Origin of the sequence: Streptomyces sp. NPDC059080 (genome assembly GCF_042739975.1) — a bacterium.
GTDB classification, from domain to species: Bacteria; Actinomycetota; Actinomycetes; order Streptomycetales; family Streptomycetaceae; genus Streptomyces; species Streptomyces benahoarensis.
The window spans coordinates 220,649-237,713 of the sequence record NZ_JBHYGX010000007.1 but is presented as its reverse complement, the minus strand read 5'-3'; the positions used below and the strand labels follow the sequence as shown (position 1 = coordinate 237,713).

Here is a 17,065-nt window from a genome sequence, read left to right as displayed (position 1 = left end):
TTCGGCCGCCAGTCAGGGCATCGACCACACGGCCCGTTACCCATGACAGGGTGTCTTCGGCGACCCGGGGGGCGCCCACAGCGAAGGGGAAGGAAACACACAATGGGGGGCGGCATGTCCTTGCTTTCGGAGATATCGCGCATACACGACGGCCAGGGCAATCCGGCAGCACTCATAGGGGAATTCCGGCGCACGCCGGTACTGATCCCCCTCAGCGGCGACAACCTGATGACGACGGAATCCGACGGAATCCGCTGGATCTTCGCCTTCTCCGACGAAGAGAACCTGTCACGGTTCCTCACCCACCGAGGCATCTCCTCCGACGACGCCCCGGACCATGTGACCGCCGTCGGCGCCCGGCTGCTGGATGTCGTCATCCCCGCCATCGGCAGCCCGGCGGGCGTGGCGCTGAACGCCGGCAGCGAGCTGGGCATGCTCTTCCCGCCGATGACCGGCATCGTCCCGGACGCCGTCGCCGTCGACCGCGCCGACACCACCGGCGGTGCCGCATGAGCCCCGCCGACGGCTACGAGGTCGACCCGGCAACCCTCCGCCAGATCACCAAGGGAATCAATGGCGCGATATCCGAGCTGAAGGAATTGGGGTTCGACACCGACGCCCAACTCGGCCACGGATTCGACACATTGGCGCTCTCCGGACTGGAATGCGGAGACCCCGCGGTGGCCGCGACATTCGACACGTTCTGCGAACGCTGGGGCTGGGGCATACGCAGCCTCATCCACGAGGCCAACGAATTCGCCCGCCGCCTCGACCTCTCCGCCGGTATCTACCACGAACAGGAACAGTACGTTTCCACGACGCTGAAGGTCGGCGTCAATGCCGCCATGGGCGACCCGACCAAGAGCACCGAGCAGCTCCGGGACACCTCCTGGGACGGCGTACTGGACGAGAATCCCTACACCCAGTTCCAGCACGCCAATTGGGACCCCGGCTCCGCCGCATCCATGGAGACGTATCTGGAGGGGTACCAGGCCCTGAACCGCACCGCCGAGGACTTCCGGACCTCCACCTGGGCCGGGGACGCCGACCACAACTGGGCGCTGCGCATGATGCCCGGGGCCTCCGGTGCCGAACCGGGCGACCGGAACGACGCCGAAGCCGACGGGGAGAAGCGCTGATGGGCATTGGCGACGCGCTCGACGCACTCAAGCACGGCATCGACTCCGCGGCGGACACGGCCGGAAAAACCTTCGACGGGGTGAAGGAGGCGGCCGGGGAAACCGTCGAGTACGCCACCGACAAGACCGCCGACGCCCTTCACGCCGTCGGCGCGGACGGCGCCGCGCACGCCGTCCGCTCGGCCGGCGACGACGTCGCCGACGTCCTCGGCGCCCAGGTCGCGGAACGGCAGCTCGGCGAGACCGACGACCCGAAGGAACTGATCCACGGCGATCCAGCCAAGATCAACGAGACCGTCTCGCACCTCAAGGACTTCTTCGCCGCCTTCGAGCGCGTCGGCCAGGGCCTGCGGAAACTCGACGCGGGCGCCTGGAAGGGCAAGGCCGCCGACCGTTTCCGGGAGGAGTTCGACACCCACCCGAAGTCATGGCTGCACGCCGCGGACGCCTGCGAGGCGGCCGGCAAGGCCCTCGACGCGTACGCCGAAACCGTCACCTGGGCCCAGCGCCAGGCCCGGTCGGCCATCGCCCGCCACCGCCGCGCCCAGGACGACAGCGAGAAGGCGTACGACGCGTACCACCGCAAGATCGAGGCGTACAACAGCAAGGTCGACGCGTACCACGCCGCCCGGGCCGACGGGGCGGCGACCGGCGACGCGCCGCAGGAACCCGGCGAGTTCACCGACCCTGGCGAGGAGGGCCGCGCCGCCGCCCGACACCTGCTCAAGGAGGCCCGCAGCCAGCGCAACGAAGCGGCCGAGCGCGCCCGCCACGCGCTCGCCGCGGCGCTGGAGCACGCCCCGCAGACCCCGAAGTTCACCGAGCGGACCGCGCTCAACACCGCCGACGGGGTCGTCGGCGGCGGGATGAACCTGATGCACGCCGCCGGCGGCCTCATCAAGGCCGGGGCCGAGACCGTGAACCTCGCCCGGACGATCAACCCGATCGACCCCTACAACCTCAGCAACCCCATTCGCTTCCTGAACAACACGACCACCACCCTGCTGGGGCTGGCGAGCAGCGCCGCCCACCCCGGGCGACTGGCCAAGGGGATGCTCGGCGAAGGCTGGGGCAGCGACCCCTACGAGGCGGGCGGCGCCTTCCTCGGCAATCTCGTCGGCGGCAAGGGCGTCGGCGCCGTCGGCAAGGGGCTGCTCAGGTCCGGCGCGCGCGACGCGGCCCGCAGCGCGGCACGCACCGCCGCCCGGGACGGCGGCAAACTCACCCTCCGCGACCGCGCCCGCATCGCCTGGTGCAAGACCCTCGGCAACGACCCCATCGACATGGCCACCGGCCGGATGGTCCTGCCGCAGACCGACATCCATCTGCCCGGCAGCCACCCCCTCGCCTTCACCCGCACCTTCGAATCGTCGTACCGCACCGGCCGCTGGTTCGGCCCCACCTGGATGAGCACCCTCGACCAGCGGCTGGAGATCGACGCCGAGGGCGTCATCCTCATCGGCGAGGAGGGCAACCTCGCCACCTACCCGCACCCGGCCGTCGGCGTCCCCACCCTTCCCGCCGAGGGCCCGCAGCGCCCCCTGGAGCGCACCCCGGACGGCGACTACGTCCTCACCGAACCATCCACCGGCATGCGCTGGTACTTCACCTCGTACACCGAGGATCTCGCCGTCCTCGACGAGATATCCGACCGCCGGGGCCACCACCACACCTTCGACCACGACGAGGACGGCACCCCCACCGCCCTCACCCACAGCGCCGGATACCGCCTCCTGTTCACCACCGAAGGCGACCGCGTCACCGCCCTCCACCTGGCCGGCGGCGCCCCCGACGGCGGCGACCAGCTCCTCGTCCGCTACGGCTACGACGACGCCGGAAACCTCACCACCGTCACCCAATCCTCTGGACTCCCGCTCCGCTTCGGCTACGACGACGCGGGCCGCATCACGTCCTGGACGGACACCAACGGCAGCAGCTACGCGTACCGCTACGACGACCGGGACCGCTGCACCTGGCAGAGCGGCGTCGACGGCCATCTGCACGCCCACTTCACCTGGGGCGATGCGGACCCGGCCACCGGCCTGCGGATCAACACCCTCCGCAACTCCCACGACCGGATCACGACGTACCAGGTCAACGACCGGCACCAGATCGTCGCGGAGACCGACCCGACCGGCGCCACCACCCGCACGGTCCGCGACGCGCACCACCGCGTCCTCGCCGTCACCGACCCGCTCGACCGCACCACCCGCATCGACTACGACGACGAGGGCCGCCCCACCCGCCTCACTCTCCCCGACGGCACCACCTCCACCACCGACTTCGATGCCGAGGGGCACCCCACACGCACCACCGGCCCGGACGGCACCACCTGGACCCACACCTACGACGCCGCCGGAAACCGCACCTTCTCCACCGACCCGACGGGCGCCACCACCACCTACGCCCACGACGGCAGGGGCCACCTCACCGCCGTCACCGACGCCCTCGGCCACACCACCCGCCTCGAATGCGATCCGGCGGGCCTCCCGCTCCGCGTCACCGACCCACTCGGCGCAAGCACCCATTACGTCCGCGACGCCTTCGGCCGCGTCGTCTCCGTCACCGACCCGCTCGGCGCGACAACCCGTCTCACCTGGACCGTCGAGGGCAAACTCGCCGCCCGCACCGACCCCACCGGCGCCACCGAGACCTGGACCTACGACGGCGAGGGCAACCGCACCTCCCACACGGACGCGGTGGGCCGCACCACCCGCCTCGCGTACGGCCACTTCGACCTGCTGGTGGCCCGCACCGACCCCGACGGCGTCCGCCACGAGTTCACCCACGACACCGAACTCCGCCTCACCCAGGTCACCAACCCCCAGGGCCTGACCTGGAAATACGCCTACGACGCCGCCGGCCGTCTGCTCTCCGAGACGGACTTCGACGACCGCGTCCTGACCTACACCCACGACGCGGCCGGTCAACTTGCCACCCGCACCAACACGTTGGGCGAGGTGACGACCTACACCCGCGACACCATGGGCCGCGTCACCGCCAAGGACGCCGCCGGGCTCGTCACCACCTACGCCCACTCCCCGTCCGGCGCCCTCCTCCAGGCCGCCAACCCCGACGCCACGGTCACCTACGCCCGCGACACCCTCAGCCGCGTCACCGCCGAAACGGTCAACGGCCGCACCATGACGTTCGCCTACGACGCCCTGGGCCGCCGCACCTCCCGCACCACCCCCTCCGGCCACACCAGCACCTACACCTACGACGCCGCCGGCCACCGCACCACCCTCACCACCGGCGGCAACCTCCTCACCTTCACCCACGATGCAGCAGGCAACGAGCGGACCCGCACCATCGGCGACCGACTGCGGCTGGACTCGACGTGGGACGCGACGGGGCGGCTGACGGGGCAGTCGCTGCTGCGGACGCAGAAGCCCGCGCCGACCCAAGCGGTGCCCGGCGTTCCGGGACCCCGGGGCAGCTCGGGCTCACCGGGAGCGGGAGCCCCGGGCAGCCCGTTCGACGCAGGCCGGCCCGGCGGGGGCCCCCGCATGGGTGGGGTGCCCGGCACGGGCGGAACTCCGGAGACAGACGGCGTGCCCGGGATGAATGACGTGCCCGGCATAGATGGCGTACCCGGCGCGGGCGGCATACCCGGAACGGGCGGCGCACCCGGCACGGAGAACAGCCCCGCCGCCACTCTCCTCCACCACCGCGCCTACACCTACCGCGCCGACGGCCACCTCATCGTCCTCGACGACTCCCACTCCGGCCGCCGCACCTTCGACCTCGACCGCGCGGGCCGCGTCACCGCCGTCCACGCCACCCACTGGACCGAGACCTACGCCTACGACGAGTCCGGCAACCAGACCCACGCCACCTGGCCCGACCAGCACCCCAACCCCACGGCCCGAGGCGACCGCACCTACAACGGCACCCGCATCACCCGCGCCGGCGCCTACCGCTACGAACACGACGCCCTCGGCCGCGTCACCCTCCGCCAAAAAACCCGCCTCTCCCGCAAGCCGGACACCTGGCGTTTCACGTGGAACACGGAGGACCGCCTGACGTCGGTGGTAACGCCGGAGGGGGAGACGTGGCGGTATTTGTACGACCCGTTCGGGCGGCGGGTGGCGAAGCAGCGCCTATCCCAGGAGCACGGGATCGCCACCGAGAAGGTGCACTTCTCCTGGGACAGCCTCGTACTCGCGGAGCAATCCACGCAGATCAATAAACACGCCGAATACGTCACCCTCACCTGGGACAATGGAAAAAACTACTCCCCTATAACTCAATTCGAGAAAAAACACAATGAATCTATCGCGTCAGAAAACGACCGCCCCGCCACTACCCAACGATTCTTCGCGATAGGCACTGACCCTGTCGGCACGCCAATCATGCTGGCTTCCAGCTCAGGAGAAATCTCTTGGATAGCGCGGAAAACCGTTTGGGGAATAACCGCCTGGAACAGCAACGCATCAGCGCATACACCACTACGCTTCTTGGGGCAATACTTTGATCTAGAGACGCAACTGCACTACAACCTGCACCGCTACTACGACCCCCACATTTGCCGCTACCTCTCCTCCGATCCACTGGGCCTGACCCCATCGCCTAACCCAGAAACCTACGTCTACAATCCCCATGCACAAACCGACCCTACGGGGCTTTCCGCATGCCAGCCCAAACCCCAACGCCCTTCGCTACACAAACAGGCGACATCAGGGAAAGACGAGTTCGGCAACATAAACTCCGGATCCATGGAAGGAAAAAATCTCGCAGACAAACTACGCCGCGAATCCGCGAACTCCCCGTTCACCGAGGATGGATTCCTGACACAAGAAGCCCTCCATAACTCAGAAATAATCATCGAAGGCGGAGATATAGGAAACCCCCATCTGGTGGGAGAGAAAGGCTCCCCAGGAATGTTCCAAGAAAACGGTGGAGATATTTCAGACTGGGCAAAGTACACCACGGAGCGCCACGCCGGACCTCAAGGTGATTTCGAGGTACACTTCTACAGAAATTACAAAACAGGCCAGATCATACTGTTCGACTACAAAGCAAAATTTTAAGGAAAGCAAAAATGAAGGTCCGCTTCACAGGAAACGCCCACCACGGCACGGAAGTAACCCAGGGAACGAGATCCTTGAAAACAGGAGCCGAGTATGTGGTACTAGAATTCCATGCCAGGGCAGATGGGCGTAATAATCTCCGCATCGAAAGCCTCCCGAATCGACTTCCCGCACTCTTCGATGCACGCCTCTTCGAGGTAACAGACCACCACATCCCTCATGTCTGGCAGGTGTTCATCGATACGCACGGCAGAGTCTCCATGCGTCCCCCGTCCTGGGCCCCGCTGGGGTTCTGGGAAAGTCTCATGGATGGAGAGTCCTGGGCCATCGATCGATACATGGAAGAGAAGTCGAGGATCGAATCATGCTGATATAAATCCTCCGCACATATGCACCGCAAGAGAGCGCAAGTCGAGTTTTCAATTTTCGAAAACTCGCTCCTTTGAGTCACCCCACAGCATCGGCAAGAAATCACAAATATCGCAGTTCTCGCATGACTGCAAAGAAAGCAGAGAAGCCGTGAGGGAAGCATCGTGGCGCCCGGCAACCGACGTCGAACAGGGCCTCCACGAAGCCCGATCCCGCGGAGACTGGGACCGGTGAGCCGTCCAGCCTTGGTGTAATCCGACGATTGGGCAGTGGTGTCTGACCGTGGTGACGGAAGGGATGCTGCCCGTTCCCCGCCCCGATGTGGTGTTCCAGAGCACTCGTCTGGACACCCTCGGTGAGTTTCTCGCGGAGATGGGTTGGTGGCTGACAGTCGACCCCGGGACGCCGTGCGAGGGATTCTTCGTTCCGTGGTTGCAGCCCGACGGGACAACGGATCCCGACGGGACAACGGATACAGCCCCCGCAACTGCGGGACGCTGAATACGCGCCGCCTGGCACCGCCCCCCTGCCAGCCGATGCCCCCCACCAGGCGCCCCCACCCCGCCCCTCCTACGCTGAGTGAGTGAACTGATCCAGTTGCCCCAAGATGTCCCTCGATGGAGCGGGCGCTCCGGGGCGACGGCCGGTGGAAGCAGGTCGGTGATGAGCGGAGACGGCCAAGGGGGACACAGGGAGGCCACCGCGGACGGGCCGCGGGCGGAGCGGGCCGGGGTGCCCGGCGCGGGGACCGGGCGGGCGGAGCCAGGAAGCGGGCCGCCGGTGCGGAAGGCCCGGCCGCAGGCGGGGCAGCCCAAGGGCGCCCGCCCCGCCCCCCGCCGCCGCTGGGCCCTGGTCACCATCGCGCTCGCCCAGCTCATGGTCGTTCTCGACGCCACGATCGTGAACATCGCCCTGCCGTCGGCGCAGCGGGAGCTGGGGATTTCGGATGCGGACCGGCAGTGGGTGATCACCGCGTACACGCTCGCGTTCGGTGGGTTGTTGCTGTTGGGCGGGCGGATCGCGGATCTCGTCGGGCGGAAGACGACGTTCATGGTGGGGCTGGTGGGGTTCGCGGTGGCGTCGGGGCTCGGGGGTGCCGCGAGCGGGCCGGGGTTGCTGTTCGGGGCGCGGGCGTTGCAGGGGGCGTTCGGGGCGGTGCTGGCGCCGTCGGCGCTGTCGTTGCTGACGACGACGTTCACGGAGGGGAAGGAGCGCGGCAGGGCGTTCGGGATCTACGGGGCCATCGCGGGTGGCGGGGCGGCGATCGGGCTGATCGTGGGCGGGCTGCTGACCGAGTATCTGGACTGGCGCTGGTGCCTGTACGTGAACGTGCCGATCGCGGCGCTGGCGTTCCTCGGCGCCGCGATGTTCCTGCACGACCGCCCGGAGCGGGGCGGCGCCCGCCTCGACATCCCCGGTGTGCTGCTGGGCTGCGGCGGGCTCGTCGCGATCGTCTACGGGTGCAGCGAGGCGCGGCCGCGGGGCTGGGGCGATGCGCTGGTGCTGGGGCTGCTGTGCGGGGGCGTCGCGCTGCTCGCGGCGTTCGCGGTGCGGCAGACCCGGGCCCGCCATCCGCTGCTGCCGCTGCACATCGTGCGGGACCGCAACCGCGGCGGCGCGTTTCTGACGATGGCGCTGGCCACCATCGCGCTGTTCGGCATGTTCCTTTTCCTGACCTATTACTTCCAGGCCGTGCGCGGCTATTCGCCGGTGAAGGCCGGAATGGCGTTTCTGCCGATGACCACCGCGATCATCGTCGGCTCGACGCAGATATCGGCGCGGCTGCTGCACCACCTCCCGCCGCGGCTGCTGATGGTGCCCGGGGCGCTGCTGGCGGCGGGCGGGCTGTATCTGCTGACGTTCCTGACCGCGCGCTCCCCGTACGTCTCGCACGTACTGCCCGCCGAACTCCTCGTCGGGCTGGGCATGGGCCTGATCTTCATGCCGGTGATGGCCACCGCCACCTCCGGGGTCGCGGCGCGGGACGCCGGGGTCACGTCGGCGACCGTCAACACGGCGCAGCAGGTGGGCGGTTCGATCGGGACGGCGCTGCTGAACACCATCGCGACGTCGACCGGGGCGGTCTATGTCGCGGACCGGCTGGCGGCCGCGGCGCGGGCCGGACAGCTGACGCCCACGGTGCACGCCGCCCTCGTCAAGGACGGGGTGGTGCACGGCTTCACCGTCGCGATCGGCGTCTCCGCGACGGTGATGCTGCTGGCCGCCTTCGTCGCGGGCCTACTGGTCACGGCCCGGGCCCCGCGGCACCGCCCGGCGCCCGGCCCCGACGCCGCCACCACGACGGACACCACGCGCACGGGCACCACGCGCTGAGCAGGGACGGAGCCCCGGGTACGCCCCTCGCCCGCCGCATTGCCGGCGGAAATGCCTGCGAATTGGCGGCGCCCGGTCCAGTACGATATTGACGTTCCGTAAAGCAATTCCTCACTCACCGTAGCGACTTGGGAGCAGCCGGCAATGGCTCGACACCTCATCACCAGCGCCCTTCCGTACATCAACGGGATCAAGCACCTGGGCAACATGGTGGGGTCCATGCTCCCGGCCGATGTGTACGCGCGCTATCTGCGCAAGCGCGGGCACAACGTCCTCTACATCTGTGCGACGGACGAGCACGGCACCCCGGCGGAGCTGGCCGCGAAGGCCGCGGGGCAGTCGGTGGACGCGTTCTGCGCCGAGCAGCACGACAAGCAGAAGGCGATCTACGACGGCTTCGGTCTGGAATTCGACCACTTCGGCCGCAGTTCCTCGCAGCAGAACGTCGAGCTGACGCAGCACTTCGCGCGCAAGCTCCACGAGAACGGCTTCATCGAGGAGCGGGCGATCCGCCAGGTGTACTCCAACACCGACGAGCGGTTCCTGCCCGACCGCTACATCGTCGGCACCTGCCCGCACTGCGGCTACGACAAGGCCCGCGGCGACCAGTGCGAGAACTGCACCCGGGTGCTCGACCCGACCGACCTGATCGACGCCCGCTCGGCGATCAGCGGCAGCGGTGACCTGGAGGTCCGCGAGACCAAGCACCTCTTCCTCCTCCAGTCGAAGCTCCAGCACGAGGTCGAGGGCTGGCTGGCCGGCAACGGCAGCAAGGAGTGGCCGACGCTCGCCTCCTCCATCGCCCACAAGTGGCTGACCGAGGGCCTCCAGGACCGCGCCATCACCCGCGACCTCGACTGGGGCGTCCCCGTCCCCGCCGACGTCTGGCCCGAGCTGGCCGCCGAGGGCAAGGTCTTCTACGTCTGGTTCGACGCGCCGATCGAGTACATCGGGTCGACGAAGGAGTGGGCGGACGCTGCGCGGGACACAGCTCCGGAGAGCCGCGACTGGAAGTCGTGGTGGTACGAGGCGGACGACGTGCATTACACGGAGTTCATGGCCAAGGACAACGTCCCGTTCCACTCCGTGATGTTCCCGGCCACCCAGCTGGGCACCCGTGAGCCGTGGAAGAAGGTCGACTTCCTCAAGGCGTTCAACTGGCTCAACTACTACGGCGGGAAGTTCTCCACCTCCCAGCAGCGCGGCATCTTCACCGACGCCGCGCTGGAGCTGCTGCCCGCCGACTACTGGCGCTACTTCCTGATGGCCCACGCGCCGGAGTCCGACGACACCTCCTTCACCTGGGAGCTGTTCTCCTCCTCCGTCAACAAGGACCTCGCCGACACCCTCGGCAACTTCGTCAACCGCGTGCTGTCGTTCTCCCGCAAGCGGTTCGGCGACGAGGTCCCGGCCGGTGCCGAGGCGGGCGAGGCCGAGCGGAAGCTGGGCGAGGAGATCGCGCGGCTGCTCGCGGAGCACGAGGCCCACATGGAGGCGCTGCAGTTCCGCAAGGCCACGGCGTCGCTGCGCGCCCTGTGGAGCGCGGGCAACTCCTACCTGGAGGAGAAGGCCCCCTGGCTGGAGATCAAGACCGACAAGGACGCCGCGGCGCTGACACTGCGCACTGCGATGAACCTCATCCACCTCTACGCGGTGGTCTCCGAGCCGTTCATCCCGGCGTCGGCGAAGGCCATGCGCGGCGCGTTCGCGCTGGCGGACGACACCGCGGCGTGGGTCACCGGCGAGGAGGCCGCGGCGCTGGCGTTCGTCCCGGCCGGTACGCCGTTCACGGTGCCGCCGGTCCTCTTCGCGAAGATCACCGAGGACGACCTGGAGGCGTACCGCGCGCGCTTCGGCAGCGGTGACGACGCGTAGCCACGACGGGCCCCACGTGCGGCGAAGCCCCCGCGACCTTTCGGAAAGGTCGCGGGGGCTTCGCCGTATGCGGTGCCTGGGTCAGCCCTGGGTCTTCACCTGCGGCTTGCGGATGCTGAGGTGCAGCTCCTTCAGGCGCGCCTCCTCGACCTCGCTGGGCGCGCCCATGAGGAGGTCCTGGGCGTTGCCGTTGAGCGGGAAGGCGATGGTCTCGCGGATGTTGGGCTCGTCGGCCAGCAGCATCACGATGCGGTCGACGCCCGGGGCGATGCCGCCGTGCGGCGGGGCGCCGAACTTGAAGGCGCGGAGCATGCCGCCGAACTCCGCCTCGACGGTCTCCTTGTCGTAACCGGCGAGGGCGAACGCCTTGTACATGACGTCCGGCTCGTGGTTACGGATCGCGCCGGAGGACAGCTCGGTGCCGTTGCAGACGATGTCGTACTGCCACGCCAGGATGTCCAGCGGGTCCTTGGTCTCCAGCGCTTCCAGGCCGCCCTGGGGCATGGAGAACGGGTTGTGGGAGAACTCGATCTTGCCGGTGTCCTCGTCCTTCTCGAACATCGGGAAGTCGACGATCCAGCAGAAGCGGAACTCGTCCTCGACGAAGTGACCGGTGCGCTTGGCCGCCTCGACGCGGACCGCGCCCATGATCTTGGAGACCTCGCCGAACTCACCGGCGCCGAAGAAGACGGCGTGGCCGGGTGCCAGGCCCAGGGCCTCGACGAGCTCCTTGGTGTCCTCGTCGGTGAGGAACTTGGCGATCGGGCCGGTCAGCTCGTTGCCGTCGCCGACGCGGATCCAGGCCAGGCCCTTTGCGCCCTGCTGGACGGCGAAGTCGCCCATCTGGTCGAAGAACTTCCGCGACTGGCCCGCGGTGTCCGGCACGGCCAGCGCGCGGACGTGCTTGCCGGCGAACGCCTTGAAACCGGAACCGGCGAAGACGTCCGAGACGTCCACCAGCTCCAGCTCGGCGCGGAGGTCCGGCTTGTCGGAGCCGTACTTCAGCATCGACTCGCGGAACGGGATGCGCGGGAACGGCGAGGTGACCGTGCGGCCGGTGCCGAACTCGGTGAACAGCTCGGTCATGAGCTGCTCGATCGGCTGGAAGACGTCCTCCTGCTCGACGAAGCTCATCTCGACGTCGAGCTGGTAGAACTCGCCCGGCGAGCGGTCGGCGCGGGCGTCCTCGTCGCGGAAGCAGGGCGCGATCTGGAAGTAGCGGTCGAACCCGGCGATCATCAGCAGCTGCTTGAACTGCTGCGGCGCCTGCGGCAGCGCGTAGAACTTCCCGGCGTGCAGCCGCGAGGGGACGAGGAAGTCGCGGGCGCCCTCGGGGGAGGTGGCCGAGAGGATCGGGGTAGCCATCTCGTTGAAGCCGAGCGCGGTCATCTTGTGCCGGATGGCGGAGATGACGGCGGTGCGCAGCAGGATGTTGCGGTGCATCCGCTCGCGGCGCAAGTCGAGGAAGCGGTACTCCAGGCGCTTCTCCTCGTTGACTCCGTCCTCGGCGTTGATGGTGAACGGGATCTGCTCGGCGGCGCCCAGCACCTCGACCTCGGAGACCTCGATCTCGATCTCGCCGGTCGGCAGGTCGGGGTTGACGTTGTCCGCGCCGCGGGCGCTGACCTTGCCGTCGATGCGGACGACGGTCTCCTTGGTCAGCGAGGAGAGCGTCTCGTTGGCGGGGGTGCCGGGACGGGCGACGAGCTGCACCAGGCCGTAGTGGTCGCGCAGATCGATGAAGAGGATGCCGCCCAGGTCACGTCGATTGTGCAGCCAGCCGCTGAGGCGGACGTCCGTGTCGACGTCCGCGGCCCGAAGCTCGCCGCAGGTGTGGGACCGGTACCGATGCATCGCTCATCCAAGTCGTCGCGAGTCGAGGTGGGGAGGCCGCACACGGACGCTGCCCGTCCGTGGCCGAACCGCTGCCGTCCGTGGAGGACCGCCCCGGGTATGTGATAACCGCTCCAGGTTACCGTCCCGGCGCTGGGGGCTGGGTTGGCATATACGTGACACCGGGCCGGGGGTGGCGGTACGGGGCCGGGCGCGGGGCGCGGGCCCGCCCGTAGCGGCCCACCGCGTTGGTGGCGCCCGGAGGAATCAACTTAAAGTGAGGCAATGCGCACGAAGGATCTTCTGGCCGCCCTCGCGACCGGCCTGTGGCGCTGGGACGACGCCTCGGGACGGGTCCGGCTCGACGCCGAGGCCGCCCGGCTGCTCGGGCTCCCGGCGCGGACCGTGGAACTCTCCGAGGCGACCGTGCGGTCCCGTTTCCACCCGGTCGACTTCGCCGAGATCAACGGCGTGGTGCGGCTCGCCGCCGCCGAGCGGAGCCCCGCCGAGTCCCGGCTGCGCATCGTCGACGCCGACGGCCGGGTGCTGCGCACCGTCCGCTCCCGCTTCCGCCCGCTGCGGTGCGAGGGCGCCTTCACCCTGCTCGGCACGCTCCAGGAGGTGCCCGGCCCACAGCCCGACGCCACCGCCGTACGCACCCCCGTCACCGGCGACTGGCGGCGCTCGCGCGAGGCGTTCCTGCTGGACGCCGGGCGGGCGCTGGCGGAGGCACGGTCCACCGCGGAGGTGCTGCGGGTGGCGGCCGGGCTGTCGATGCCGGGGTTCATACCCGACGGCCTCGCCGTCTTCGGCATCGTCGGCGGGCGCCTCACCGTCATCGGCCACCACGGCCAGCCGACCGGCGACGAGCGGCCGTTCACCGATATGACGACGGACACCGACTACCCGGCGGCCGAGGTCGTCCGGACCGGGCGGGCCATCTACCTGCCGACGCCCGAGGCGTACCGCGCCCGCTACCCCACCGCCTGGCCGCTCGCCGCCCGCTTCGCGCGCACCTCGTGGGCGTTCCTGCCGCTTCGCCACCTGCCTCTACATCGAGGTCGACCCGGCGACCGGACTGCTGGACATCGCCCGGGCCGGGCACCCCGAACCGGCGATCCGCACCGCCGACGGCAGCATGCTGGTCCGCGCCACGGCGGGCGGGCTGCCGCTGGGCATCGCGCCGGACACCGACTACCCCACCACCCGGCTGGTCCTGGAGCCCGGCGAGACGATGCTGGTCTGCACGGACGGGCTCATCGAGACCGGCGGACACGACCTGGAGACCGGCTGGGCCCGGCTGCACGACGTCGTCGCATCCCATCCGGACGGGGTGGCCGACGGGGGCCTGGAGCGGCTGGCGGACGCGCTGGTGCAGGCCGTCCACGGCCCGCCCTCGCACCACATGACCGGGCCGCTGGTGGACCGGCGGGAGGACGACATCGCGATGCTGCTGCTGTCCCGGGACGCCGCCGCGTGCCGGGTGGGCGCGGGCGGCCCGGCGGTACGCCCGGTGCGGCGCACGGTGCTGACCGTCGCCCAGGTCGAGCCGGAACGGATCGCCGAGGCCCGCGCGCAGATCCGCGACGTGCTGCACGACTGGGCCGACCCGGAACAGGTGGACGCCGCGGTGCTGCTCGTCTCCGAGGTCGTCACCAATGTGCTGACACACACCGACGGGGACGCGCTGCTGGTCATCGCATTGTCGGGCCCGGCCGGCCGCCGCCGGATGCGGGTCGAGGTGACCGACGCCAGCGACGAGCTGCCACACCGCCGCAGCCCCGGCGAGCTGGCGTCCTCGGGCCGCGGCCTGGTGCTGATGGAGCTGCTGGCCGGGGCGTGGGGTGTGGAACCGCGCGGCGACGGCAAGTCGACATGGTTCGAGATCTACGAGGACGCGGGCGGCGACGGTCCGGCGGAGCCGGACGCCGGTGGGGCGTGCTACGCGGGCGCGGAGCCGGGCTCCTCCGGGTCCGCGGCGTCCGGCCCGGAGGAGTCGGTGGCCGAGCTGACGTAGTGGCGGCGCAGTTCGTGGAGCGCGCCGAAGGCGGCGGCGGTCAGCGGCACGGCCAGCAACATGCCGAGGATCCCCGCAACCCCGGCACCCGCCGTGATCGCCAGCATGACGACCGCCGGGTGCATCTGGACGGTACGGCTCTGGATCATCGGCTGGAGGACATGGCCCTCCAGCACCTGCACCGCGAGGACCAGCCCGAACGCCCACAGCGCCTTGACGAAGCCGCCCTCGGCGAGCGCCACCAGGATCGCGACGGCGCCCGAGATGAAGGCGCCGAGGTAAGGGATGTAGGCGCCGACGAAGACCAGCGCGCCCAGTCCGAAGGCGTTGGGGACGTCCAGGACCAGCAGTCCGACGGTGATGCAGGTGGCGTCGATCAGGGCGATGAGGGTGGTGCCGCGCATGAAGCCCTCGACCGCCTGGAAGCCGCGGCGGGCCATCCCCTCCAGCTGCGGCGCGGAATCACCGGGCGCCCAGTCACGCAACGCGGCCAGCGCCTTGCCCGAGTCGCGGAGGAAGAAGAAGGTCAGCAGCAGCGCGAGGACCGCCGCCGCGATGAACTGGCCGACGACGCTGACGCCCGCCAGCAGCCCCGTGGCGGCGGTGGTGCCGAACCTGCTGATCAGCGATTTGGCGTTGGTGGCGAGGTCGTCGAGGGAGGTACCGGCGGCACCGAAGTGCCGGGAGAGCTGCTTGGCCGCCTCCTTGAGCGAGGCGATGATCTGGTCTCCGGTGTCGACCAGCGCGCTCACCACGACATAACCAGCGCCGCCGACCACGATCACCAGGACGGCGCAGGTCAGCCCGGCGGCCAGCGAGCGGTTGAGCTTCATCGCCACCATCCGCCGGTACACCGGCCCGAGCAGCGCGCTGCCCAGCAGGGCCAGCAGGACGGGGGTGACGGCGGCGTTCAGCTCCATACTGAGCCAGACGCCGACCGCGATCACGCCCGCCACCAGCAGCGCCACCGCGCACCAGGCGGCGGTCCGGCGGGCGGCAATCGGAAGCAGCGGCGCCTCGCCGCGGGGCCGGTCTCTCTTCAGGTCGTTTTGCACCCGAACAGTCCACCATGTGCACCGGGCGACCGTCCGCCGTGGCACGAAGGTGGCGGGCCCGGCGCCCCGGCCCGGCACGGCCGTACGAGGGCGCCGGGCTCGGCCCGTGTTTCACGTGAAACACGGGCCGAGCCGTTTCACGTGAAACCTGGCACGCCGCGCTTCCCGTTTCACGTGAAACGGGAAGCGCGGTACGTCCGTGCCCGCCCCCGCGGGGACCGCGCTCAGCTCTCCTCTGCGGGAACGGTCCCGAGCCGTCCGGCCTGGAAGTCCTCGAATGCCTGGGCCAGTTCGGCGTGGGTGTTCATCACGAATGGGCCGTAGTGCATCATCGGCTCCCGGATCGGCTCCCCGCCCAGCAGCACGACCTCGAAGTTCGGGCTGCGGGTCTCCTGGCTCTCGTCCGCCCGGATGGTGAGCGAGTCGCCGGTGCCGAAGACGACCGCCTGCCCGGTCCGGAACGGACGGCCTTCCGCGCCCGCCGAGCCGCGCCCGGCGAGCCCGTACGCGAGGGCGTTGAAGTCGGCCCGCCACGGCAGGGTCACCTCCGCACCCGGGTTGACCGAGATGTGGAGCATGCTGATCGGCGTGTGCGTGATGCCGGGACCCTTGTTGCCGTCGAGGTCACCGGCGATCAGCCGCAGCAGCGCGCCGCCGTCGGCGGAGGTGAGCAGCTTGACCTGGCCGCCGTCGATGTCCTGGTAGCGCGGCGCCATCATCTTGTCGCGCTTGGGGAGGTTCACCCACAGCTGGAGGCCGTGGAAGAGCCCGCCCGACATGACGAGCGACTCCGGCGGCGCCTCGATGTGCAGCAGCCCGGACCCGGCGGTCATCCACTGGGTGTCGCCGCCGTTGATGACCCCGCCGCCACCGTGCGAGTCGCGGTGCACGAACGTGCCGTCGATCAGATAGGTGACGGTCTCGAAGCCGCGGTGCGGGTGCCAGGGCGTGCCCTTGGGCTCCCCGGGCGCGTACTCCACCTCGCCCATCTGATCCATCATGATGAACGGGTCGAGGTGCTTGTAGTCGATCCCGGCGAACGCCCGGCGCACCGGGAAGCCCTCGCCCTCGAAGCCGCTCGGCGCGGTCGCGACGGCCAGCACGGGACGGGGACGCGCCTCGGCGGGTGCCGCCACACGCGGCAGGGTCAACGGATTCTCAACGGTCACTGCGGGCATGACGGCCTCCTCGGTCGTTCGTATGTCAACTTAGTTGAATACTGAACAACCTGCAAGGCGTACGGCATTCCCCGTCGCATCACCGCAGGCCGGCGCGGAATTTTCCGGCACCACGGCGCACCGGAGGGGGCGGCCCCCGCCGGGGGGGGGGCGCCACGGGGCGGGGGGGGGGGGGGGGTGGTGAGGACAAAAATGCGGACGCGCCTGGGAAACAACAAGCACAACACCAGAG

9 protein-coding genes and 1 pseudogene are annotated in these 17,065 nt (G+C 69.6%); 7 read left to right on the top strand and 3 right to left on the bottom strand.

Annotated elements, in window-relative coordinates:
* Positions 1-114 precede the first annotated feature (114 nt).
* From ACFWWQ_RS08480 to metG, 6 genes are all read left to right on the top strand, one after another.
* A complete protein-coding gene (locus ACFWWQ_RS08480) occupies positions 115-513 on the top strand; it encodes an SseB family protein (RefSeq protein WP_384592168.1) in 399 nt (132 codons plus the stop codon).
* The gene (locus tag ACFWWQ_RS08475) at positions 510-1,139 is read left to right on the top strand and encodes a hypothetical protein (RefSeq protein ID WP_384592165.1); all 630 of its coding nucleotides are present in this window, start codon (positions 510-512) and stop codon (positions 1,137-1,139) included. Before ACFWWQ_RS08480 ends, ACFWWQ_RS08475 begins: the two co-directional genes overlap by 4 nt.
* Positions 1,139-6,172 (top strand): putative T7SS-secreted protein, encoded by a 5,034-nt coding sequence (locus ACFWWQ_RS08470; RefSeq protein ID WP_384592162.1) that lies wholly within the window; start codon positions 1,139-1,141, stop codon positions 6,170-6,172. The genes ACFWWQ_RS08475 and ACFWWQ_RS08470 overlap by 1 nt, the downstream gene beginning before the upstream one ends.
* An 11-nt stretch (positions 6,173-6,183) precedes the next feature.
* Positions 6,184-6,543, top strand: a complete 360-nt coding sequence (locus tag ACFWWQ_RS08465) for a hypothetical protein (RefSeq protein ID WP_384592159.1) — start codon at positions 6,184-6,186, stop codon at positions 6,541-6,543.
* Positions 6,544-7,417: 874 nt separating this feature from the next.
* The gene (locus ACFWWQ_RS08460) at positions 7,418-8,875 is read left to right on the top strand and encodes a DHA2 family efflux MFS transporter permease subunit (RefSeq protein ID WP_384592224.1); all 1,458 of its coding nucleotides are present in this window, start codon (positions 7,418-7,420) and stop codon (positions 8,873-8,875) included.
* A gap of 144 nt (positions 8,876-9,019) precedes the next feature.
* A complete protein-coding gene (gene metG / locus ACFWWQ_RS08455) occupies positions 9,020-10,750 on the top strand; it encodes a methionine--tRNA ligase (RefSeq protein WP_384592156.1) in 1,731 nt (576 codons plus the stop codon).
* 81 nt (positions 10,751-10,831) lie between these two features.
* Here the strand turns inward: metG and aspS are convergent, their stop codons facing one another.
* Positions 10,832-12,604, bottom strand: a complete 1,773-nt coding sequence (gene aspS, locus ACFWWQ_RS08450; protein WP_384592153.1) for an aspartate--tRNA ligase — start codon at positions 12,602-12,604, stop codon at positions 10,832-10,834.
* Positions 12,605-12,868: 264 nt separating this feature from the next.
* Here aspS and ACFWWQ_RS08445 point away from each other — a divergent pair.
* Positions 12,869-14,600, top strand: a pseudogene (locus ACFWWQ_RS08445) (SpoIIE family protein phosphatase).
* Here ACFWWQ_RS08445 and ACFWWQ_RS08440 read toward each other — a convergent pair.
* Positions 14,525-15,655 (bottom strand): AI-2E family transporter, encoded by a 1,131-nt coding sequence (locus ACFWWQ_RS08440; protein ID WP_384592151.1) that lies wholly within the window; start codon positions 15,653-15,655, stop codon positions 14,525-14,527. The pseudogene ACFWWQ_RS08445 and the gene ACFWWQ_RS08440 overlap by 76 nt on opposite strands.
* Before the next feature lie 224 nt (positions 15,656-15,879).
* Positions 15,880-16,833, bottom strand: a complete 954-nt coding sequence (locus tag ACFWWQ_RS08435) for a pirin family protein (RefSeq protein WP_384592148.1) — start codon at positions 16,831-16,833, stop codon at positions 15,880-15,882.
* Positions 16,834-17,065: the final 232 nt, after the last annotated feature.

Coding starts and splice junctions, on each gene's coding strand:
- ACFWWQ_RS08480 (WP_384592168.1), top strand. CDS start 115: ATGTCCTTGCTTTCGGAGATATCGCGCATACACGACGGCCAGGGCAAT.
- ACFWWQ_RS08475 (WP_384592165.1), top strand. CDS start 510: ATGAGCCCCGCCGACGGCTACGAGGTCGACCCGGCAACCCTCCGCCAG.
- ACFWWQ_RS08470 (WP_384592162.1), top strand. CDS start 1,139: ATGGGCATTGGCGACGCGCTCGACGCACTCAAGCACGGCATCGACTCC.
- ACFWWQ_RS08465 (WP_384592159.1), top strand. CDS start 6,184: ATGAAGGTCCGCTTCACAGGAAACGCCCACCACGGCACGGAAGTAACC.
- ACFWWQ_RS08460 (WP_384592224.1), top strand. CDS start 7,418: ATGGTCGTTCTCGACGCCACGATCGTGAACATCGCCCTGCCGTCGGCG.
- metG (WP_384592156.1), top strand. CDS start 9,020: ATGGCTCGACACCTCATCACCAGCGCCCTTCCGTACATCAACGGGATC.
- aspS (WP_384592153.1), bottom strand. CDS start 12,604: ATGCATCGGTACCGGTCCCACACCTGCGGCGAGCTTCGGGCCGCGGAC.
- ACFWWQ_RS08435 (WP_384592148.1), bottom strand. CDS start 16,833: ATGCCCGCAGTGACCGTTGAGAATCCGTTGACCCTGCCGCGTGTGGCG.